Annotated in this window: 20 protein-coding genes; 4 read left to right on the top strand and 16 right to left on the bottom strand. The window is 71.5% G+C overall.

Annotated elements, in window-relative coordinates; genetic code table 11:
• Positions 1–5: 5 nt before the first annotated feature.
• From ccsB to ACYU7G_RS08025, 16 genes are all read right to left on the bottom strand, one after another.
• Entirely contained in the window at positions 6–905 is a 900-nt protein-coding gene (gene ccsB, locus ACYU7G_RS08100) for a c-type cytochrome biogenesis protein CcsB (protein ID WP_461106589.1), read from the bottom strand.
• Positions 902–2,533, bottom strand: a complete 1,632-nt coding sequence (gene resB / locus ACYU7G_RS08095; RefSeq protein WP_461106587.1) for a cytochrome c biogenesis protein ResB — start codon at positions 2,531–2,533, stop codon at positions 902–904. The genes ccsB and resB overlap by 4 nt, the downstream gene beginning before the upstream one ends.
• On the bottom strand, positions 2,503–3,255 hold the full coding sequence (locus ACYU7G_RS08090) for a cytochrome c biogenesis CcdA family protein (RefSeq protein WP_461106585.1): 753 nt from the start codon (positions 3,253–3,255) through the stop codon (positions 2,503–2,505). Before ACYU7G_RS08090 ends, resB begins: the two co-directional genes overlap by 31 nt.
• Complete coding sequence (locus ACYU7G_RS08085; protein WP_461106583.1) at positions 3,252–3,815, bottom strand: TlpA family protein disulfide reductase; 564 nt, start codon at positions 3,813–3,815, stop codon at positions 3,252–3,254. Before ACYU7G_RS08085 ends, ACYU7G_RS08090 begins: the two co-directional genes overlap by 4 nt.
• A complete protein-coding gene (locus ACYU7G_RS08080; protein WP_461107273.1) occupies positions 3,812–4,441 on the bottom strand; it encodes a histidine phosphatase family protein in 630 nt (209 codons plus the stop codon). The genes ACYU7G_RS08085 and ACYU7G_RS08080 overlap by 4 nt, the downstream gene beginning before the upstream one ends.
• Positions 4,442–4,502: 61 nt before the next feature.
• Positions 4,503–6,104 (bottom strand): uroporphyrinogen-III synthase, encoded by a 1,602-nt coding sequence (locus ACYU7G_RS08075; RefSeq protein ID WP_461106581.1) that lies wholly within the window; start codon positions 6,102–6,104, stop codon positions 4,503–4,505.
• Positions 6,105–6,121: 17 nt separating this feature from the next.
• On the bottom strand, positions 6,122–6,421 hold the full coding sequence (locus ACYU7G_RS08070) for a glutaredoxin family protein (RefSeq protein ID WP_461106579.1): 300 nt from the start codon (positions 6,419–6,421) through the stop codon (positions 6,122–6,124).
• 4 nt (positions 6,422–6,425) lie between these two features.
• Positions 6,426–6,527 (bottom strand): 30S ribosomal protein bS22, encoded by a 102-nt coding sequence (locus tag ACYU7G_RS08065; RefSeq protein ID WP_002550589.1) that lies wholly within the window; start codon positions 6,525–6,527, stop codon positions 6,426–6,428.
• 144 nt (positions 6,528–6,671) lie between these two features.
• Positions 6,672–7,469: a pyrroline-5-carboxylate reductase gene (proC, locus tag ACYU7G_RS08060; protein ID WP_461106576.1), complete on the bottom strand. Its 798-nt coding sequence runs from the start codon at positions 7,467–7,469 to the stop codon at positions 6,672–6,674.
• Positions 7,466–8,494 (bottom strand): aspartate-semialdehyde dehydrogenase, encoded by a 1,029-nt coding sequence (locus tag ACYU7G_RS08055; protein ID WP_461107271.1) that lies wholly within the window; start codon positions 8,492–8,494, stop codon positions 7,466–7,468. Before ACYU7G_RS08055 ends, proC begins: the two co-directional genes overlap by 4 nt.
• Before the next feature lie 48 nt (positions 8,495–8,542).
• Positions 8,543–10,096 (bottom strand): FAD-dependent oxidoreductase, encoded by a 1,554-nt coding sequence (locus ACYU7G_RS08050; protein ID WP_461106574.1) that lies wholly within the window; start codon positions 10,094–10,096, stop codon positions 8,543–8,545.
• Positions 10,093–12,138 carry a molybdopterin oxidoreductase family protein gene (locus ACYU7G_RS08045; protein WP_461106572.1) on the bottom strand — a complete coding sequence of 682 codons (2,046 nt, stop codon included), beginning with the start codon at positions 12,136–12,138 and terminating at the stop codon, positions 10,093–10,095. Before ACYU7G_RS08045 ends, ACYU7G_RS08050 begins: the two co-directional genes overlap by 4 nt.
• 40 nt (positions 12,139–12,178) lie before the next feature.
• Positions 12,179–13,573: an MFS transporter gene (locus ACYU7G_RS08040; RefSeq protein WP_461106570.1), complete on the bottom strand. Its 1,395-nt coding sequence runs from the start codon at positions 13,571–13,573 to the stop codon at positions 12,179–12,181.
• Positions 13,574–13,937: 364 nt separating this feature from the next.
• The gene (locus tag ACYU7G_RS08035; protein WP_461106568.1) at positions 13,938–14,732 is read right to left on the bottom strand and encodes a CPBP family intramembrane glutamic endopeptidase; all 795 of its coding nucleotides are present in this window, start codon (positions 14,730–14,732) and stop codon (positions 13,938–13,940) included.
• The gene (locus ACYU7G_RS08030; RefSeq protein WP_461106566.1) at positions 14,729–15,619 is read right to left on the bottom strand and encodes a proline dehydrogenase family protein; all 891 of its coding nucleotides are present in this window, start codon (positions 15,617–15,619) and stop codon (positions 14,729–14,731) included. The genes ACYU7G_RS08035 and ACYU7G_RS08030 overlap by 4 nt, the downstream gene beginning before the upstream one ends.
• A gap of 1 nt (position 15,620) precedes the next feature.
• The gene (locus ACYU7G_RS08025; RefSeq protein ID WP_461106564.1) at positions 15,621–16,424 is read right to left on the bottom strand and encodes a sugar phosphate isomerase/epimerase family protein; all 804 of its coding nucleotides are present in this window, start codon (positions 16,422–16,424) and stop codon (positions 15,621–15,623) included.
• 95 nt (positions 16,425–16,519) lie between these two features.
• Between ACYU7G_RS08025 and ACYU7G_RS08020 the strand changes: the two genes are divergently transcribed.
• The 4 genes from ACYU7G_RS08020 to ACYU7G_RS08005 all read left to right on the top strand — a co-directional run bounded on the left by ACYU7G_RS08020 (position 16,520) and on the right by ACYU7G_RS08005 (position 20,491).
• A complete protein-coding gene (locus tag ACYU7G_RS08020) occupies positions 16,520–17,158 on the top strand; it encodes a VOC family protein (RefSeq protein WP_461106562.1) in 639 nt (212 codons plus the stop codon).
• A 65-nt stretch (positions 17,159–17,223) separates the two neighbouring features.
• On the top strand, positions 17,224–18,624 hold the full coding sequence (gene radA / locus ACYU7G_RS08015) for a DNA repair protein RadA (protein WP_461106560.1): 1,401 nt from the start codon (positions 17,224–17,226) through the stop codon (positions 18,622–18,624).
• A complete protein-coding gene (gene disA / locus ACYU7G_RS08010) occupies positions 18,624–19,688 on the top strand; it encodes a DNA integrity scanning diadenylate cyclase DisA (RefSeq protein ID WP_461107269.1) in 1,065 nt (354 codons plus the stop codon). Before radA ends, disA begins: the two co-directional genes overlap by 1 nt.
• A 38-nt stretch (positions 19,689–19,726) precedes the next feature.
• Positions 19,727–20,491: an ABC transporter ATP-binding protein gene (locus tag ACYU7G_RS08005; protein WP_461106558.1), complete on the top strand. Its 765-nt coding sequence runs from the start codon at positions 19,727–19,729 to the stop codon at positions 20,489–20,491.

The following is a 20,491-nucleotide window of genomic DNA, read 5'->3' as shown; positions in this document are numbered from 1 at the left end:
GCGGGTCAGATCCCCGAATAGGAGTGGAACCCGCTGAACAGCAGGTTCACGCCGATGAAGTTGAACCAGAACGAGACCACTCCGATGATCGCGATCCAGGCCGCGGGACGGCCCTTCCAGCCGGCGGTGGCGCGGGCGTGCAGGTAGGCGGCGTAGATGACCCAGGTCACGAACGACCAGGTCTCCTTCGGGTCCCAGTTCCAGAACCGGCCCCACGCGTACTGGGCCCAGATGGCACCGGCCGCGATGGTGAAGGTCCACAGCGGGAACGCGAAGGCGTGCAGCCGGTAGGAGAACAGGTCCAGCGTGCGGGCCTCGGGCAGGCGCGCGAGGTAGCCGCGGGCCGGGGCGCCACTGGCCTCGGAGCGCAGCTTGAGCAGGTAGAGGATCGCGGCGATGGCGGCGACGTTGAACGCGGCACCGGCGATGGCGGCGGCCACGATGTGGATGATGAACCACACCGAGTGCAGCGCCGGCACGAGGGGTGCGACGTCGACGTAGAACACGGTGACGGCCAGCCCGAGGCCGACGGAGCACAGCAGCGTGACGCCGATGCCCAGCCAGCGGGCGCCCAGCTTCCAGACCGCGAGCAGGTAGACGACGACGGCGAAGGCGAGCGAGGAGCTCACGAACTCGTACATGTTGCCCCACGGGGCGCGTTCGGCCGCGACGCCCCGCAGCACCACCGCGACGACGTGGATGATGCCGGTGACGATGGTCAGCGCGATCCCGAGCCGGCCGAACAGGTCCACCCGCAGCCGGGACGCGTCCTCCGTGCCGTCGGCGGGCCGCTCCGAGGCCAGCCCGCGGGCGGACGACCACTCGACGCTGTGCAGCGCGAACGCGATCAGGTACCCGACGGCGGCGATCACCATCGCCGTGTCCGAGGCTCCGGACAGTGTCACTTCAGCTCCTCCTCCTGCGGGTCGGCGGGCGTTGTGCCGCCGCCCCATTCTGCCCCGTCATCCGTGGGCTGGGTAATCGGTCCGCCGAGTACCGCCTCGGCGAGGCCGGTGACCTCGTCGTCGAGTCCGCTGGCGGCGTCGGTGCGGTCGAGGCCCGCGATGGCGGCCCGGCCGTCGGTGATGCGCACGAACAGGCGCCGGGGACGCACGAACAGGCTCACGCACAGCCCCGCGACTGCGACGGCGAGGCTGACGAGGGTGAGGGTGTTGCCGGGGGTGATGCTGACCTGCAGCTTCACCCAGCGGGACCAGCCCTCGAAGGTGATGGTCCCGAGCCCGTTGGGCAGTTCCATCCCGGAGCCGGGCACGAGCCGCATGCGCAGCACCTCGCCGTTGTCGCCCTCGATCGGGGCGAGGCCGGTGGTGTCCAGGACGTAGATGCTCTCCGGGATGCCGTCCTCCACCGCCGGGTCACCGGACCAGGCGTTCATGAACAGCTCCGGGTTGAGCGCGTCCGGGAACACCGAGTGGGGTCCCTCCTCGTTCAGCACCGCCGTCGGGAAGAAGAAGGCCTCGAACGCGAGCCGCTGCGGGCGGGCGTCGGGGACCTTGACCACCCCGATGGAGGAGAAGTTGCCGTCCTGGGGCAGGAACACCACGGGACCCGCGAAGGCGAGGTCTCCGTTGCCGTCGGTGACGGTGACGTGCGCGGCGTAGCCGTGGCCCATCACGTTGATCTGCTCACCCGACGGCAACGTGAGGGGGTGGTTGACCTGGATCAGCTGGTCCCAGGTGTTGCCGTCGTGGTGCACGGTCATGTCGGTGTCGAAGCGGCGGGCGGCACCGCGCTGCACGTCGCCGGTCTCGAACTCGGCCACGAAGGAGTTGACGTCGACGGTGAACGGCGTCAGGCGGTCGGTGTCCACCAGCCCACCCGCGCTGAACTCGTCGTACTGGGTGATGGAGTTGCTGAACGAGTTGCCCTCCACCACGACGGCGCTGCCGTGGAACCCGAGCAGGTTGGACCAGGCCAGGCCGAGCAGCAGCACCAGCAGCCCGACGTGGAACACCAGGTTGCCGGCCTCGCGGGAGTAGCCGCGCTCCGCGCTGACGCCTTCGGCCGTGGCCAGGGTGCGGTAGCGCTTGCCGCGCAGCCACTTCTCCGCTCGTGCGATGGCGGCCGGGGCGTCGGCCACGGTGCCGGTGCGGTGCTCGGCCAGCCGCTCGGGCCGGGCGGGCAACCTGGGCGGCGGCTTGGCGACGTTGCGCGCGTACACGCCGATGCGCGGCAGGATGCAGCCGATCAGCGAGATGAACAGCAGCAGGTAGAGGGCCGAGAACCAGGGCGAGGTGTAGACGTTGAACATCCCGAGCGGCTCGAGGATCCTCGAGAGCTCGGGGTTGTCGTTCTTGTACAGCTGCACCTCGACGGGCGAGATGTTGTACTGCGGGAACATCGAGCCCGGGACGGAGCCGAGGGCCACCAGGAACAGCAGCGCCAAGGCAGTGCGCATGCTGGTGAGCTGGGTCCAGCACCACCGCAGGAACTCCCGGGTGCTCATCGCCCGCGCCTCGCCGGCGGGCTGGTTGCGGGGGCTCACAGGATGGTCCCGAACGACGCGGCCCACTGGCGCAGGTAGCCCAGCACCCAGGTCCACAGGCCGGAGACCATGGCCAGCCCGACGGCGACCAGCAGGCCGCCGCCCACCAGGGTGAGGGTGCGCTGGTTGCGCTTGAGCCAGGCGAAGTGCCCGGCGAGCTTGGTGAAGGCCAGCGCGAACGCGATGAACGGCAGGCCCAGCCCGAGGGCGTAGACGAAGGCGAGGAAGCCGCCGCGGGCGGCGGAGCCCTCGGTCAGGGCCAGGGTCAGCACCACCGAGAGGGCGGGCCCGATGCAGGGCGTCCAGCCCAGCCCGAACGCCATCCCCAGCAGCGGGGAGGCCGCAGCCCCCATCTTCGGGGCCTTCGGCTTCCACTGGGCGGGCATCGGGAGCCAGCCGATGAAGCCGAGCCCCATCAGGATGATCAGGATGCCCGCGAGGGCCGTGATCAGGCGCTCGTTGAGGAGCAGGAACGTACCGAGGCCACCGAGCACGGCGCCCGTGACCACGAAGACGGCGGCGAATCCGAGGACGAACCCGACGGTGCCGAGGACCAGCAGCCGCCGGTTGCCGGTGCCCTCCGCGATCTCCGAGGCGCCGAGGCCGGAGGCGTAGGAGAGGTAGCCGGGCAGCAGCGGCAGCACGCAGGGCGAGGCGAACGAGACCAGCCCGGCGAGCAGCGCCACGGGCACGGCGAGCAGCAGGGACGAGGACAGTGCCCCGCTCACCCAGGACTCCAACAGGATCACGCCGCGCTCCGGACGTCCTCGATCACACCGGCGAGGGTGGAGGCGGTGACCTCACCGAGGACGCGGGCCGCCACGCGGCCCTGCTCGTCGATGATGAGCGTGCTGGGGATGGCCTTGGGCGGGAGCTGGCCGAACTGGAGCAGCAGGGAGCCGTCCGGGTCGAAGATGTTGGGGTAGGGCACCTCGAACGCGCGCACGAAGGCATTGGCGGGCGCCGGGTCCAGGTCCCGGGTGTTGATGCCGATGAACTGCACCTCGGGGTACTGAGACGCCACCTCCACCAGGGCGGGTGCCTCCTTGCGGCAGGGCGCGCACCAGGACCCCCACACGTTCAGCAGCAGCATCTGGCCCGGGAAGTCGGCGGTGCTCAGCTGCTCCCCGTCGAGGGTCTCTCCGCTGAGCTCCGGGGCCGGCTGGCGTTCGTCGCCGGGGATGATGGTGAACGAGCCGTCGCCGGCGGTGAAGCCGACGGTGTCGTCGTCGACGCCCGGTCCCCCGGTGTCGGTGCAGGCCGCCAGCGGCACGACTGCGAGGGCGGCCAGGAACGACCGGCGCCTCACGTGCCCACCCGGAACTTCCTGCCGTGCTTGGGTGGGAGCAGGTGTGCCACGGGCTCGCGGTAGTCGACGGCGGTGATGCGGCCGTCGCGGACGGTGAACGACGTCACGGAGGTCAGGGTGCACTGGCGTCGGCCGGGGTGGTGGGCCAGGCGGAGGCCCTGGGCGTCGCGGCGAGCGATCTCGATGGGGAGTTGGTGGCTGACCACCAGCGCCTGGCCCCCGGTGCCGGCGGCCTCGGCGGCGTCCGCGATGGCGGCGCGCATCCGGGCGGCGATGTCCACGTACGGCTCGCCCCAGCTGGGCTTGAGTGGGTTGAGCACGTGGCGGATCATGCGCGGGTCGCGCAGCGCCTTGTTGTCCTTGCCGAACACCATGCCCTCGAACCGGTTCTCCGCCTCGATGACGCGTTCGTCGGTGGTGACCTCGAGTTGCGGGAACAGCGCCGCGGTGGGTGCCATGGTCTCCCGAGCCCGCTGCAGCGGGGAGCAGCGCAGGTGCGTGAGTGGGACGTCGCTCCAGAACCCGGACATCTCCTGCGCCATCCGGTGTCCCAGTTCGGACAGTCCGAACCCGGGGATGCGGCCGTAGAGGACGCCTTCGGGGTTCTCCACCTGTCCGTGCCGCATCACGTGCACGACGCGCGCCTCGTCAGCCACGTCCACCTCCTGTTGAGCTACCCCGGCCAGACTACTCGGTCGGCGAAGGGGTCTTGCGTCGGCGCCTGCGGCGCTCGGAGGGCTTCTTGACGGGCTGGCCCTTCGCGATCTGGTCCTCGGTGCGGGCCTTGGCGTAGCGGGCCAGCCCTTCGGCGAGGGATTCGTAGGTGGGGCTGGTGGCCACGACGTTGACTTTCAGGCCGTGCAGTTCGCAGGCCTGGGCGGTGGCCGGGCCGATGGCCGCCACCACCATGGCGGCGTGCGGCTTGCCGGCGATGCCGATCATGTTGCGCACGGCCGTGGCCGAGGTGAACACGACGGCGTCGAACAGGGCCGTCTTGATGGCCTCGCGGGTCTCCGGCGGCGGCGGGAGGGCGCGGACGGTGCGGTAGGCGGTCACCTCCTCCACCTCCCAGCCGAGTGGGGCGAGGCCGTCGATGAGGGGCTGGACGTTCACGTCTGCGCTGGGCACCAGGACGCAGTCCAGGGGGTCGATCAGGTCGTCGTAGGCGGGGAACTCCAGCGCCAGGCCGGCGACGGTGTTCTCCCCCGACGGGGTCAGGTCCGCGCGCAGCCCGAACTCCTGGAGCTTCTCGACGGTGCCGCGCCCCACCGCGGCGAGGCTGATCCCGGACAGCGCCCTGGAGTCCAGGCCGTACTCGGCCAGCCTTTCCATGATGGCGACGACGGCGTGGGGCGAGGTGAACACGAGCCACAGGTAGCGGCCGTCGACGATGCCCCGGACCGCCTTCTCCATGGCCTGCTCGGTGCGGGGCGGCTCGATGGCGATGGTGGGGACCACTTCGGTGGCTGCGCCGTAGCTGGTGAGCTGGCCGGTGAGTTCGCCCACCTCGTCCTTGGTGCGCGGCACCACGATGCGCCAGTCGAACAACGGCTTGGAGGCGAACCAGTCGAGGCGTTCGCGTTCCCGCTCGGCGATGCCGGGGCCCACGACGAGGTAGCAGTCGACGGCCACCTCGGCCTTGCCCGCGAGCACTTCCTTCCAGGTGTGGAGGCGGCTGCGCTGGGAGTTGGTGCCGAGGCCGGTCAGGACCAGTACGTCGGACTTGGGGCCGAACCGTTCGGCGCCCTGGGCGGCGATGTCCGCGAGGTGCTCGGTGTTGGTCCACACGATGACGGTGGGCGCCACCGGCCAGTCCTCCGGCTGGGCGCCGCGGGAGGCGTCGAGCGAGGCGAACGCCGTCGTCGGCGTGATGGCGCCGTAGGTGAGGACGGAGACCCAGCGGCTGACGCCGGGCACCACCAGGGTCCGCACCCCGTGCTTGGCCAGCACGGCACGGAACGTGACGTCGCGGAAGCGGCTCTCGTAGAAGTCCCCGCGGGACAGGCGCACGACGTGCTGCCCGCAGTCCACGGCCGCGATCAGTTGCGCGGCCTCGTCGTCGCCGACGCAGACCACCTCGGCGTCGGTGCGGATGCCGGCACCGGCCAGGGCCTCGGCGTATTCGATGGAGTCGACCACCACCAGGTCCGCCTGGTTGATGGCGCGAACGCCCGCGATGGGAACGAGGCTGATGTCCGCGGCGCCGGCCCCGACGAAGGTGACGGAACCCGGGCCGCTCGTGGCCTCGCCGGGTTCACGATCGTTGTCGTCGAACTCGATCTCGCTCACAGACGTCTCCCCTGGTCTCAGCTCGGGCCGGAAGCGGACGGTAGCCAGTCCGCAGGCATGGGCTCGGGATGCCCCGAAACCAGCGCCTGCTTGAGTTTGTCAGGTTCTACGAACCAACGCCCATGCAACTCGCCGTCCACGAACGTCACGGGTACGTGATCCGTCCAGTCCGCGCGCAGGTCCGCGTCGGTGTCGACGTCGACCATGCGCCAACCGGCCCCGACTGCCCCGCAGATGGCTGCGACCACGGACTCGGCCTCCTCACAGAGGTGGCAACCGGTCCGGGTCAGCAGCAGGACCCGCGAGGGCGCTGGCAAGGTCTTACTTGCCGGCGCGGCGGCGCTGGATGCGCGTCTTCTTCAGCAGCTTGCGGTGCTTCTTCTTGGCCATCCGCTTGCGGCGCTTCTTGATGACAGAGCCCATGTTTGCCTTTCGGTTTCCGGGTTCGGGCCCGGAGTGGGTGAGTTTTGAGCCGCCGGAGTGCTCCGGCAGACTCCCAATGGTAACCCGCGGCCGTGGTGGGAACCAATTCTGGCGGCCCACCGTGGACCGGGATCGGGCCGGGGTTCAGCCGTCCGCAGACATCTCCCGGCCCCGCTCCACGCAGGCCTCGACGGCCGCCAGGAACGCGGCGCGCACCCCGTGGTCGTCCAGGGTGCGCAGCGCGGCCGCCGTGGTCCCGCCGGGCGAGGTGACGCGCTCCCGCAGCACGGTGGCGCTGTCGCCGGACTCGTCGAGCATCGCGGCGGCCCCCACGAACGTCTGGTTGACCAGGGCGGTGGCCTCGGGACGGGTCAGTCCCTGGTGCACCCCGGCCTCGATCATCGCCTCGGCGACGTAGAACAGGTAGGCGGGACCGGAGCCGGACAGCCCGGTGAGGGCGTCGATGTGGGCCTCGTCGGTGACGACGGTGCGGCCGACGGCGTCCAGGAGGCCCACCACGAGCAGTTGCTGGTCCCGGGTGGTGCCGGGTCCGGCGACCACGCCGGCCATCCCCTTGCCCAGGAGGGCGGGGGTGTTGGGCATGACACGGAACACGGGCTGGTCCTCGGGCAGAGCGGAGACCAGCTGTGCGAGGGTCACGCCGGCGGCGATGGAGACCACCACGGTGTCCGGGCCGAGCGAGCCGCCCAAAGCCTTGGCCACTGTCAGGATCTGGTGAGGCTTGACGGCCAGCACGACGACGTCGGCGTCGGCGGCCTCGTTCAGGTCGGCCCCGCGCACCCCGTGCTCGGCCACGAGTTCGTCGACCCGCGGCGTGTAGGAGTCCACCACGGCCACGTCGGCCGGGTCCTGGCCGCCGGCGATCCAGCCGCTGAGCAGGGCTCCGCCCATGGCACCGGCACCGACGAGCACGATCCTCATCGGACGAGCAGTTCCGCGATCTGCAGGGTGTTGAGCGCAGCACCCTTGCGGAGGTTGTCGTTGCTGACGAACAGGACGAGGCCGCGGCCGTCGGTGCGGGACTGGTCCTGCCGGATGCGGCCGACGATGCTGGTGTCGCCACCGGCGGCCTTGAGCGGGGTGGGCACGTCGGCCAGCTCGACGCCGGGGGCGGCGCCGAGCACCTCCGCTGCCTGCTCGGGGGTGATCTCGCGGTCGAACTCGGCGTGGATGCTGAGGCTGTGCCCGGTGAACACGGGAACGCGCACGCAGGTGCCGGCGACGCGCAGGTCCGGGAGGTGCAGGATGCGCCGGGACTCGTTGCGGAGCTTCTTCTCCTCGTCGGTCTCGTTCAACCCGTCGTCGACGAGGTTGCCGGCGAGCGCGACGACGTTGTAGGCGATCGGCTCGACGTAGGGGCCGAGGTCCGTCGGCTGGAACAGGGAGCCGTCGTGGGTGAGGCGCTCGGGGTGCTCGAGTCCCTCGATCTGGGTGGCGAGGGTCTGGACGCCGGCGAGGCCGGAGCCGGAGACGGCCTGGAAGGTGGTGACCTGCATGGCGGCGAGGCCGGCGGCCTCGTGCAGCGCCTTCATGACGGGCATGGCCGCCATCGTGGTGCAGTTCGGGTTGGCGATGATGCCGATCTCGGCGCGGTCCACGTCACCGGGGTTGACCTCGGAGACGATCAGGGGGACGCGCTCGTCCATGCGCCACGCCGAGGAGTTGTCCACGACGGTGGCGCCGGCCTCCGCGACGCGGGGAGCGATGGCCTTGGAGGTGCTGCCGCCCGCGGAGAACAGGGCGACGTCGAGCCCGGAGAAGTCCGCGGTGGTGGCGTCCTCGACGGTGATCTCCTCGCCCTTCCAGGGCAGCTTCCTGCCCGCGGACCGCGCCGAGGCGAAGTACCGCATCTCCTCCACGGGGTAGTTCCGCTCGACCAACAGGGACCGCATGACGGCGCCGACCTGGCCCGTCGCTCCGAAGACTCCAACACGCATGGGGCGGATTCTACGCTGGTGGGGACGAGGGCGACGACTCGTGCCCACGCCCCGCCGTCACGGGCACTCCACGGCGGAGGTGCCGAGCAGTTCCCGCAGCACCGAGCGGCAGCCGCCGCAGCCGCTGCCCGCCCGCGTGGCGGCGCAGATGTCGTCGACGCTGCGGGCGCCCTCCTCGACGGCAGCGGTGATGGCTCCGGCGCGGACCCCGGCGCAACGGCAGATGGTGGTCTCGGGGGTCATCGCGGCGGGGGCCTCGGCGTCGGGGCCGTCCAGCCGGAGCAGCACGCTGAGGTCGGCCGGGAGTTCGGTGCCGTCGGCGTAGCGCATGGCGAGTTCCGCCCCGGCCCTGGGCAGGCCGAGCGCGATGAACCCGGCCAGGCGTTCGTCGCGGACCACGATCTTGGCGAAGCAGCCGGCGCCGCCCTGCGCCCAGAGCGCGACGGTGCGGCCGGAACCGGGCGGGTCCCAGGGTTCGCCGTCGATCTCTCCCCCGGCTGCGAACGAGACGGCCCTGGCCTTCAACCGGATGACGTCGGGCTCGGTGCTGGCGAGGGGCTCGAGCGGTTCGGTCACCTCGTCCAGCTCGTGGCGAAGCCGCCGGGCCAACCACTCGGCCTGCTGCCAGCCGGGCCCCACCAGCCCGGCGGGGCCGCGACCGCGGCGGGGCGGGCAGATGGTGCAGGTGTGGTCTGTGCACAGCACCTCGGCGCAGTCCCCGATGGCGAACACGCGGCCCTCCGTGTCCGCCTCGAGGTCATGGTTGACGAGGATGCCCTTGTCGGTGCGCAGTCCGGCGCCCTGCGCGATCCGCTTGCGCGGAGTGGTGCCGCAGGCGAGGACCAGCAGGTCACCGGCGAGGACGCGGTGGTCGGCCAGGGCGAGTGCCGCGAAGCTGCGGTCCTCGTGCAGCAGGACCTCGCGGGCGACGCAGTCGGTGAGCACCTCCACGCCGTGGGCGGCCAGCACCTGCTCCAGCATCGCTCCGGCCACCCGGTCCGAGGAGCGGGTGAGCAGCCAGGGGCGGTGGTGCACCACTGTGACGCGGCAGCCCTCCTCGTGGGCGGCCAGCGCCAGTTCCAGGCCGAGGACGCCGCCGCCGAGGACGACGACGCGGCCGCCGCGGGCCACCTCCCGGCGCAACTGGTCGCCGTCGTCGGGGGTGCGCAGCACGGTCACGCCGCGCGGCAGGTGCGCGACGGCGGCGGGGTCCGGGTTGATGCCCAGCAGGTTGGGCACGTTGGCGCGGGCACCGACGGCGAGCACCAGGACGTCGTAGGCCACCTCCGGCACCGCGGCGCCGGGCGCGAGGTGGACCACCCGCGAGGAGCGGTCGATCCAGCTGACCGCATGTCCCGTGAGCACCCGGACGCCGGCGGCCCGCCACGCGGTCTCGTCGACGAGGTCCAGACCGGCGCGTTCGTAGCGGCCGACGGCGTACTCGCCCACCAGCACCCGGTTGTACCCGGAGCGCCGCTCCTCGCCGATCACGGTGAGGCGCAGCCGCCCCGCCGCCACCTCCGGGAGGAGTTCGTCCACGAGCCGGACTGCGACCGGCCCGAGCCCGACCACCAGGACGTGGTCCCCCGGCCTGGTCCCGTGGCGCTTCACAGGGCCTCCTCCCCCGGCGCGACCCTGCGCACCGTGACCGGCGTCGACTTGAACTCGGGCATCCCCGAGACGGGGTCCACCAGGGCCGCGACGACGAGGTTGGCCGTCTGCCTGCCCGCGAAGTGGAACGGCAGGAACACGGTGTCCGGCCGGATCGAGGTGGTGAGCTCCACCCCCACCAGGGCCGTCCCCTGGGCACTGGCCACCTCCACCCGGTCCGCGTCGGTGATGCCGCGGGCGGCGGCCGTGGCGGGGTGGATCTGCAACCGCGCCTCGGGGCGGGCGCTGACCAGCGAGGCCACGCGTCGGGTCTGGGTGCCGGACTGGTAGTGCTCCAGGTACCTGCCCGTGGTGAGGACGAGGGTGCCCGACGGACCGCGTCCTGGCCGGTCGACCGGCGGCCGGACCGGGACGAGCCGGGCGCGCCCGTCGGCGTGGCCGAAGCGCTCGGTGAACAGCCGGGGCGTGCCGTCGGGGTGGTTGGCGGAGCAGGGCCAGTGCAGGGCCTCCCCGGCGTCGAGCCGGTCCCAGGTCACGGCGGAGTAGTCCGCGCGGCCGCCGGCCGACGCGGCGGCCAACTCGGCGAACACCTCGGCCGGGTCGGCCGGGAAGCCTGGCACCCCCAGCCTGCGCGCCAGTTCGGAGATCACCTGCAACTCCCCGCGGACGCCGGGAGGGGGCTCGAGCAGCCGGCGGCGCCGCAGCACCCGGCCCTCCAGGTTGGTCATGGTGCCCTCCTCCTCGGCCCACTGGGTGGTTGGCAGCACGAGGTCCGCGTGGGCGGCGGTCTCGGAGAAGAAGAAGTCGGTCACGACGAGGAAGTCCAGGCCGCCCAACCGCTCCACGAGGGCGCCGGCGTCGGGGACGCTGACCACGAGGTTGGAGCCGTTCACCCACAGGCACCGGATGCCGCCGGGCTCGCCCAGGGAGCCGAGGAGTTCCATGGCGGGCACGCCCGGGCCGGGGATGTCGGCCGGGTCCACACCCCAGACGGCGGCCACCGCGGCCCGGTCCGCGTCGTCGGCGATGCTGCGGTAGCCGGGCAGTTGGTCCGCCTTCAGCCCGTGCTCACGGGCGCCCTGACCGTTGCCCTGGCCGGTGAGGGTGCCGTATCCGGAGTCGGGCCCGCCGGGCAGCCCCAACAGGAGGGCCAGGTTGATGGCGGCGGTGGCGGTGTCGGTGCCGTTGGCGTGCTGCTCCACCCCACGGCCGGTGATCACGTAGGTGCCGCGGGGGTTGCGCGCCAGGCGGCGGGCGACGGCGCGGATGCTGCCGGCGGGCACCCCGGTAACCTGCTCGGTGCGCTCGGGCCACCACTGGTTCAGCACCTTGACCACGGCGTCGAGCCCCGTGGTGCGGACCTGGAGGAAGGCCTCGTCGGACAGCTTCTCGTGGACGACGACGTGCGCGATCCCGAGCAGCAGTTCGAGGTCCGTGCCGGGCAGGGGCTGCAGGTGGGTGCCCTGCCCGTCGGCGGTCAGTTCCGCGGTGGCGGAGCGGCGCGGGTCCACCACCACCAGCCCGCCGGCCGCCCGCGCCCCGGCCAGGTGCTGCACGAACGGGGGCATGGTGTCGGCGACGTTGGAGCCGAGCAGCAGGATGGTGTGGGCGGAGTCGAGGTCCGCGACGGGGAACGACAGCCCCCTGTCGACGCCGAGGGTGCGGTTGGCGGCGGCCGCGGCCGAGGACATGCAGAACCGGCCGTTGTAGTCCACGCGGGAACTGCCGAGCGCGAGCCGCACGAACTTGCCCAGGGCGTAGGCCTTCTCGTTGGTGAGGGACGCTCCCCCGAAGACGCCGAGCGAGTCGGGGCCGTGGGCCGCCCGGGCCCTGGTGAGTTCGGCGGTCCAGCGGTCCAGCGCCTCGTCCCAGCCGATGGACGCGAACGTGCCGTCGGGCTGGCGCAGCAGCGGGGAGGTCAGCCGGTCGGTCCTGGACAGGAGTTCCGCGGCGGTCCAGCCCTTGCGGCAGAGCCCGCCCCGGTTGGTGGGGAACTCGCGGCCGGCGACGCCCACGCCGTCGGGACCCTTCGTGAGGGTCATCGCGCACTGGAGCGCGCAGTAGGGGCAGTGCGTCGCGGCCTCAGACATTCTCACCCGCCATCGCCGCACCGGTGCGCTGGTAGCAGGCCCAGCACAGCCCCATTGCGGCCAGGTAGAACGCGATGAACCCGACGAAGGCCACCTCGTAGCCGCCGGTGGCGCGCTGGGCCGCGGCCAGCACTTGCGGGATCACGAAGCCGCCCAGCCCGCCGACGGCTGCCACCAGCCCTAGCGCGGCCGCCGCCTTGCGCTCGGCGGGCACCCCGGTGGGTCCCCGTTCGCCGCGGATCCGGAACACCGAGGGGATCATCTTGTAGGTGGACCCGTTCCCCAGGCCGGCCACCGCGAACAGGAGCAGGAACAGGGCCAGGAACAGCCAGAAGTTGCGCAGCGGCAGGGTGAGCACCACCAGCAGCGCCAGCACCGCCAGACCCGCGAGGGCGGCCATGGTGATCCGGGCGCCGCCGCGGCGGTCGGCCAGCCTGCCGCCCCACGGCCGGGCGATGGACCCGACCAGCGGTCCGAGGAACGCCAGCGACACCGACGCCGCCCCGACGCTGAGGGTCGAGTACCCGGGGAAGGTGTCGGCGATCAGCTTCGGGAACACCCCGGAGAAGCCGATGAAAGAGCCGAAGGTGGCCACGTAGAGCAGCGATAGGACCCAGAAGTGGGGCTCCCGGGCCGCTGCCAGCGAGCCCGCGGCGTCGCCCTTGGCCTGGGCGAGATTGTCCATGAAGAACCAGGCGCCCCCGGCGGCCAGCAGGATGGCCGGCACCCAGATCCAGCCCGCCAGCGGCAACCGGAGGGCACCGGCGGCGCCGACGGTGATGACCACGGGCACCGCGAACTGGGCCACCGCGGCACCGAGGTTGCCGCCCGCGGCGTTGAGGCCGAGCGCCCAACCCTTCTCCCGGGCCGGGAAGAAGTGGGTGATGTTGGCCATGGAGGAGGCGAAGTTGCCGCCGCCGAAACCGGCGGTGGCCGCCACCAGCAGGAGCACCGGGAACGGCGTCTGCGGGTTGCCGACGACGACGCCGAGTCCGACGGCGGGGACCAGCAGGAGCAGCGCAGAGACCACAGTCCAGTTGCGTCCCCCGAAGATGCCCACCATGAACGTGTAGGGCACGCGCAGGACCGCACCCACCAGCGACGGCACCGAGATCAGCCAGAAGGTCTCCGCCGTCGTCAGCCGGAACCCCACCTCCGGCAGGAACACCACCGTGATGGCCCACAACTGCCACACGACGAAGCCCAGGAACTCCGCGAAGATCGACCAGCGCAGGTTCCGGCGGGCGATCGCCCTGCCCTCGGCGGCCCACTGCGCGCCGTTGTCCGGGTCGTAGCCCTCCAACCTGCGTCCTGCCCTGCGGACGAGCGGCGACGGGGCGGCCCCCGCCAGCGCGGTGGAGCGGTCCTTCGCGTCGGTCTGCGCCATGTTCGAACTCCTGTCGTTCGGCCTTGCCAACAAGCTAGGAGTCGGGTGTTACGTGGATCCGCGCCTCCGTGACGGCGAGGACAAAAAGTCCTCACACCGTCGCCGGAGGGGAAGTGAGGCCGCTGTCACGGCGTCGAAACAAGTCGTGGCCACCGGTGCGCCTCTTCGACCAGTCTCGCCAGACGTACCCCTGGCCGTGCGGGGGGCCTCGAGGCTACCTCTGTCGTGGATGCCACCCTTACCTCTCAGCGCTACCCGTACAGGGGTAGCACTGAACGACAGTGATAGCGCTGAGCGACAGCGGTAGCGTTGAACGGCAGCGGCAGCGTCGAGCAACCGGCGACGACGTCGTCGCCACCCGCCGCTACAGCCAGCTCAGGTACGGCGCCAGCAGGGCGTAGCCGACGAAGGCGACCACGTCGAGCAGCGTGTGGCAGATCACCAGCGGCATGACGCGTTTGGTCTTGAGGTAGATCAGCCCGAACAGGACGCCCATCACGGCGTTGCCGATGAACCCGCCGAAGCCCTGGTAGAGGTGGTAGCCGCCGCGCACCAGCGCGCTGCCGACGAGGATGGCGACGACGCCGCCGCCGCTCTGGCGCCAACGCGTGAACAGGTAGCCCAGCATCACCACCTCCTCGAGGATGCCGTTCATGGCCGCGCGCAGCAGCAGGATGGGCACCGTCCACCAGGCCGCCTCGAGGTTGGCCGGGGAGACGTTGGTGTTGATGCCCAGCTCGCGGGACACGAGGTAGAAGGCGAGGCCGGCGACGCCGATGCCGGCGAAGGTGGCGAACCCGATGGCCAGGTCCCGGCCGGGCTTGCGCAGGTCGAACCCCATGGCGCCGAACGGGCCACCCTCGGGTCGGTGGACCGCCCACAACAAGTACAGCACCAGCACGGCGGGCATCAGCGGGAACACGGTGCCGGCCACCTGGTAGGCGAGGTCCAGCCACGGCCGGTCCGGGGTCGTCGAGGAGTTGATGGTGGTGGTCTGCTGGTTCAGCGGCACCTCGTAGGTGAGCCGGTTGATGATGCGCAGCACCGAGTAGATGGCGGACTGGCCCAGCGAGATCCCCAGCACCACGAGGATCTCGATGCGCAGCATGCGGCTCATCCCCGACGGCGCGGTGGCCGTCTCCATCTCCCCCGCGGTCATCGCTTGTCGAGGATGGCTCGGGCGTAGTTCCACAGGGTCCGCGGGCGGGCGGCGATCCGTCCGGCCAGGTACTCGTACCAGGCGGGGCCGAACGGGATGTAGGTGCGGCAGCGCATGCCGATGTCCACCAGGCGCCGCTGCTCCAGTGGGCGCACGCCCATCAGCATCTGGAACTCGAAGTCCTCCGGGGTGCGGTTGTTGCGGTGCGCCAGTTCCTGGGCGATGTGGATGATGCGGGGGTCGTGGCTGGCGAGCATGGTGTGGGCGCCGGACTCAACCAGGATCCGCAGGCAGCGCACCAGCGCCAACGACTTCTCGTGCTCGGAGCGGATGGCCACGGGCCTGGGGGTCGGGTAGGTGCCGATGCACAGGCGCACGCGGGCACCGTCGCGGCCCAGGTCCCGGGCGTCGCGCTCGGCCCGCCGCAGGTCCACGGGCAGCGTGACGCCGAGGCTCGGGTGGTGCCGTACCACGTCGCGGTACAGCGCGAGGGTCTGCGCGTACTCGGGGTGGCCCTGCATCTCGAGCGTGATGGTGGCGCCGGCGTCGTCCGCGGCGCCGCACAGGTCGACGAGGGTGCCGCGGGCCAGGTCCGTGGACTCCCGCAGGCCGATGGTGGAGGGGCGCACCGAGAGTTCCGCGCCGGCGGCGTCGTCGCCCAGCGCGTCGAGCAGGCGGCCGAGCTGGACGGGGGTGTCGCCGCAGTCGGTGCCGAGGTGGGTGAAGCTGACCGACAGGCCCTTGCGCCTCAGGTCCGCGGCGGTGGCGACGGCGTCGTCGACGTGCTCGCCGGCGAACCAGGCCAGCGCCAGGTCACGAACGGCGGTCTCCTGCGCCACCCGGCTCAGCCGCTCGGAGCGGATGGCGCGCTGGACGAGACCCTGCATCCTACGCATCCGCTGGGGCTCCCTTCGCGAGCACCTTGCGGCAGGTCTCGAGCATCTGGGCCAGCAGCACCTCGCGCTCGTGGCGGCTGCGGGCGCGCCGGGTCGAGACCTCGAGGCAGACGTGGCCGCCCCATTCGGCCTTGCCCAGTTCGGCCAGCACGTCCCAGGCGTCCTGGTCGCCCTCGCCGGGCAGGAGGTGCTCGTCCTTGAAGGATCCGCGGCCGTCGGTGAGGTGGACGTGGTGCAGTCGGTCTCCCCAGGCGTGGACGAGCTGCATGGACTGCATCCGCGCGGTGGAGGCGTGGCTCAGGTCCAGGGTGAGGTGGTCGTAGTCCAGGTCAGTGGGGTCCCAGTGCGGCACGTAGGCCTGGAAGCCGCCGCCGGGCGTGCGCCACGGGTACATGTTCTCGACGGCGAACGTCACGTCGTCGTGGGACTCGTTGAGGCGGCGGATGCCATCGACGAAGCCGGCCCCGTACTCGCGCTGCCACCGAAACGGCGGGTGCACCACCACGGTGTCGGCCCCCAGTTGCCGGCAGGCCTCGCCCGAACGCTCCAGCTTCTCCCACGGGTCGCTGCCCCACACGTTCTGCGTGACCAGGAGGACGGGGGCGTGCACGGAGTACACCTTCACCCCGTGGTACTCGGCGAGCTTGGCGACGGCGTCGACGTCGGCGGCCAGCGGGTCGATCCCCACCATCAGTTCCACGCCGTCGTAGCCGAGCCTCCCCGCGAGCTCGAAGGCACTTGCCGTTGACTCCGGGTACACCGAGGTTGTCGACAGGAGCACTTTCGACGTGGACACGTTGCAACCCTACACGCGCGGGCAGGGCCGCACGCCCGGGGCGGCAAGCAGGACCCGATTGGGAGTTACGGGGCCGGTGGGGGCACAATGGCGGCATGCATGTGGACCACTTGATTTTTGCAGTTGGCCCCGCCGGTCTCAGAGCTGACGCCGAGCGACTCGCCGCTGAGCTGGGTACCGAGTTCAAGGATGGGGGCTTCCATCCACGCTTCGGCACGCGCAACCACATCATCCCCCTGGCCGGCGCCCGCTACATCGAGGTGGTCGAGGTGCTCGAGCACCCCGCCGCAGAGAAGGCGCCCTTCGGGCAGGCCGTGCGCGCCCGCTCCGAGATGGGTGGCGGCTGGCTCGGATGGGTGGTCAGCGTCGATGACCTCTCCCCCTACGAGGCCCGCCTGGAGCGCTCGTCGGTGCCCGGTTCCCGGCACTTCCCCGACGGCCGCCTGCTGGAGTGGCAGCAGATCGGTATCAAGGGCCTGATCGCGGACCCGCAGCTGCCGTACTTCCTGAAATGGGTCTCCGACGAGACCCTGCGCCCCAGCGCACTGCCCGCCGAGGTGGACCTCCAGGCCATCGAGATCTCCGGCTCCTCCGAGCGGCTCTCCGACTGGCTCGACACCCCGGTGGAGAACGAACTCGACGGCGTCCAGCTGAAGCTGGTGGCTCCCAACGGCGCCCCCGGCATCAACCGGGTGAAGTTCACCTCACCGTCGAAGGGCGAAGTCGTCATCTGAGGGTGTTCTCCACAGGCGGTGGGACGACGTCGTCGACTGTCGGTGGGGCCACGTAGAGTCGCAGCGTGGCGAAACAACAGGACTCCTACCAGTGCACCGAGTGCGGCTGGACCACCGTGCGCTGGGTCGGGCGCTGCGGTGAGTGCCAGACGTGGGGCAGCGTCGTCGAGCGCGGCGCCCCCAAGCTGAAGCAGGTGGCATCCTCGGCGCCGACGTCGGCTGCCGTGCCCATCTCGAAAGTCAACACGGACCAGACCCGACGCCGCCTCACCACCATCGCGGAACTTGACCGCGTGCTGGGCGAGGGCCTCGTGCCCGGCGCGGTGGTGCTGCTGGCGGGCGAACCGGGGGTGGGCAAGTCGACGCTGCTGCTCGACGTCGCCGCCAAGTGGGCGGCCTCCGGGGAGCGCACCCTCTACATCTCGGGCGAGGAGTCGGCCTCGCAGGTGAAGCTGCGCGCCACCCGCACCGGCGCGCTGCACGACGAGCTGTACCTGGCCTCCGAGACTGACCTCGGCACCGTGCTGGGCCACGTGGAGGAGGTCCGCCCCACGCTGCTGGTGGTGGACTCGGTCCAGACCATCGCGACGGCGCAGGCCGAGGGCGCCCCCGGCGGCACCACGCAGGTGCGGGAGGTCACCGGCGCGCTGGCGCGGGTGGCGAAGCGTGAGGACATGTCCGTGCTGATCGTCGGCCACGTCACCAAGGACGGTTCCATCGCCGGCCCGCGCACCCTGGAGCACCTCGTCGACGTCGTGCTCACGTTCGAGGGCGACCGCCACTCCGGCTTCCGGATGGTGCGCGCCACCAAGAACCGTTTCGGCCCCGCCGACGAGGTGGGCTGCTTCGAGATGAACGAGAACGGCATCGTCGAGGTGCCGGACCCGTCGGGCCTGTTCACCACGGTGCACAACGAACCGGTCCCGGGCACGTGCGTCACGGTCACCATGGAGGGCCGGCGCCCGCTGCTGGCGGAGGTGCAGGCGCTGGTGGCCCCGTCGCCCGAGCGCGCCTCACCCAAGCGCACCACGCACGGGCTGGACTCGTCCCGGATGGCGATGGTGCTGGCGGTGCTGGAACGCAAGGCCGGGCTGCCGCTGTCCCAGAAGGACGTCTACGTCTCGACGGTGGGCGGCGCCCGGATCTCCGAGCCGTCGGTGGACCTCGCGGTGGCCATCGCCGTCGCCTCCGCCGCGCTGGACACGCAGTTCCCGAAGCGGCTGCTCGCGCTCGGCGAGGTGGGGCTCGCCGGTGACCTGCGTCGCGTCCCCGGGGTGGAACGCCGGCTGGCCGAGGCCGCCCGGCTGGGCTTCGAACTGGCGCTGGTCCCCACGGGGTCCCGCGACGTCACCGTCAAGGTGCCGCGACTCGCCGGGCTGCGCGTGGTTGAGGTCGGCAGCCTCGCCGAGGCGCTCGGGGTCCTAGACTTGCGCAGGAGCCAGCGTCGGACACAGGAACAGGAGTGATGTTGACACGGCCGAAACTGCGGCAGTACCAGCGCCTCCTGGCGCCGGGTACACCCCTGCGCGCAGGACTGGACCGCATCCTGCACGGCCGCACGGGCGCGCTCGTGGTTCTCGGCAACAACTCGAAGGTGCAGCAGGTCTCCAGCGGCGGGTTCCAGCTGAATGTTGACTTCACCCCACAGGCGCTGCGCGAACTGGCCAAGCTGGACGGCGCCATCATCCTGTCCTCGGACCTGACCCGCATCGTCGCCGCGGGTGTCCACCTGGTGCCCGCCGGTGACCTGCCCACGGCCGAGACCGGGACCCGCCACCGCTCCGCGGACCGCACCGCGCAGGTGACGGGCCTGCCCGTGGTGACCGTCTCCGCGTCGATGTCCACCATCTCGTTGTTCATCAACAGCCACCGGCACGTCATCGAGACCACGGACCAGATGATCAGCCGCGCCAACCAGACCCTGGCCACCCTCGCCCGCGTGGTCACGCGGCTGGAGGCGGTGCTGGACCAGCTGAACGCGCTCGAGGTGGGCGAGCAGGTCACCATCCGGGACCTGGTGCAGGTCTCGCACCGCTACGAGATGGTGCGGCGGCTCTCCCAGGAGATGCAGTTCCACATCGACACGCTCGGCGTGGAGGGGCGCCTGACCGCGCTGCAGCACCAGGAGCTGATGGCCTCCTTCGAGCACCTCGCCCAACTGCTGCGCGAGGACTATGCCCACAACCTGGACGAGCCCGAACTGTTCACCCTCGAGCGCCTCGAGAACTTCTCCGCCGACGAACTCCTCAGCACCTCCTTGGTGGCCGAGCGGCTGGGCTTCGGCCCGAACGCCTACCTGGAGACCCTGGTGAAGGCCCGGGGCGTGCGGTTGCTCACCGCAGTCGGCAGGCTGCCCACCAATCTCGTGGACAAGCTGGTGGAGCGCTACCCGCTGCAGGAGCTCTTCGGGGCCTCCGTGGCGGACCTCATGAAACTCGACGGCGTGGGCACCGCCCGCGCCAGACTCATCCGTGACGCGCTGCTGCGGGTCACGGAAGCCGCCTACTCCCGCCCCGACCAGGTCACCTGACCGCCGCCCGAGACGAAGAAGATCCCAGGATGATGTCGATGCAATCCACCTCCCCCGGCCTCACCGCGCACGTGCTGGACCTGCGCAAGGTCCACCGCAACGACGGTGTGGACACGCTCGCGCTCGACCGCATCACCGCATCCTTCGGGGCCGGCGTGATCACCGCCGTCCTCGGCCCCTCCGGTGCCGGCAAGACCACGCTGTGCAACATCTTGGCCGGGCTGGACCAGCCCACCAGCGGCGAGGTCACCGTCGGCGGCCACAACCTCGCCATCCTCTCCGACCGGGAGCTGACCAGGCTGCGTCGGATGGACATCGGGTTGGTGCTGGAGAGCGCGGACCTCGTTCCCACCCTGTCCACCCGGGAGAACCTGCTGCTGCCGATGTCCCTGGCCGGCAAGCGCCCCGACAAGCAGTGGTACAACTCCGTCGTCGCGGCCGCCGGCCTCAAGGACCTGCTGCAGCACCCGCCCGTGGCCCTCACCCCCACCCAGCAGCAGCTGCTGGCCGTCGCCCGCGCCCTGCTAGCCAAGCCCTCCCTGCTGCTCGCCGACGAGCCCACGGGACGGCTGCGCAGCCGCGAGGGCGGCGAGGTGATGAACCTGCTCGAGTGGGCACGGGACGAGACGGGGCAGGCGGTGGTGCTGTTCACCCACGACCCGATCGTCGCCGCCCGCGCGGACCGGGCGCTGGTGCTCACCGACGGCCACATCGTCGCCGACATGGGCTCCCCCACCCCCGTGAAGGTCCTCACCAAGCTGGCGGAGCTGGACGCCAGGGCGACCGCCATGTCGCAGGGCTGA

The organism is Tessaracoccus terricola, assembly GCF_054776555.1.
This window is presented reverse-complemented; position numbering and strand designations above follow the sequence as displayed.

Coding starts and splice junctions, on each gene's coding strand:
- ACYU7G_RS08080 (WP_461107273.1), bottom strand. CDS start 4,441: ATGCGGCACGGACAGGTGGAGAACCCCGAAGGCGTCCTCTACGGCCGC.
- ACYU7G_RS08065 (WP_002550589.1), bottom strand. CDS start 6,527: ATGGGCTCTGTCATCAAGAAGCGCCGCAAGCGGATGGCCAAGAAGAAG.
- proC (WP_461106576.1), bottom strand. CDS start 7,469: ATGAGGATCGTGCTCGTCGGTGCCGGTGCCATGGGCGGAGCCCTGCTC.
- ACYU7G_RS08045 (WP_461106572.1), bottom strand. CDS start 12,138: ATGACCCTCACGAAGGGTCCCGACGGCGTGGGCGTCGCCGGCCGCGAG.
- ACYU7G_RS08040 (WP_461106570.1), bottom strand. CDS start 13,573: ATGGCGCAGACCGACGCGAAGGACCGCTCCACCGCGCTGGCGGGGGCC.
- ACYU7G_RS08035 (WP_461106568.1), bottom strand. CDS start 14,732: ATGACCGCGGGGGAGATGGAGACGGCCACCGCGCCGTCGGGGATGAGC.
- ACYU7G_RS08030 (WP_461106566.1), bottom strand. CDS start 15,619: ATGCAGGGTCTCGTCCAGCGCGCCATCCGCTCCGAGCGGCTGAGCCGG.
- ACYU7G_RS08020 (WP_461106562.1), top strand. CDS start 16,520: ATGCATGTGGACCACTTGATTTTTGCAGTTGGCCCCGCCGGTCTCAGA.
- disA (WP_461107269.1), top strand. CDS start 18,624: ATGTTGACACGGCCGAAACTGCGGCAGTACCAGCGCCTCCTGGCGCCG.
- ACYU7G_RS08005 (WP_461106558.1), top strand. CDS start 19,727: ATGCAATCCACCTCCCCCGGCCTCACCGCGCACGTGCTGGACCTGCGC.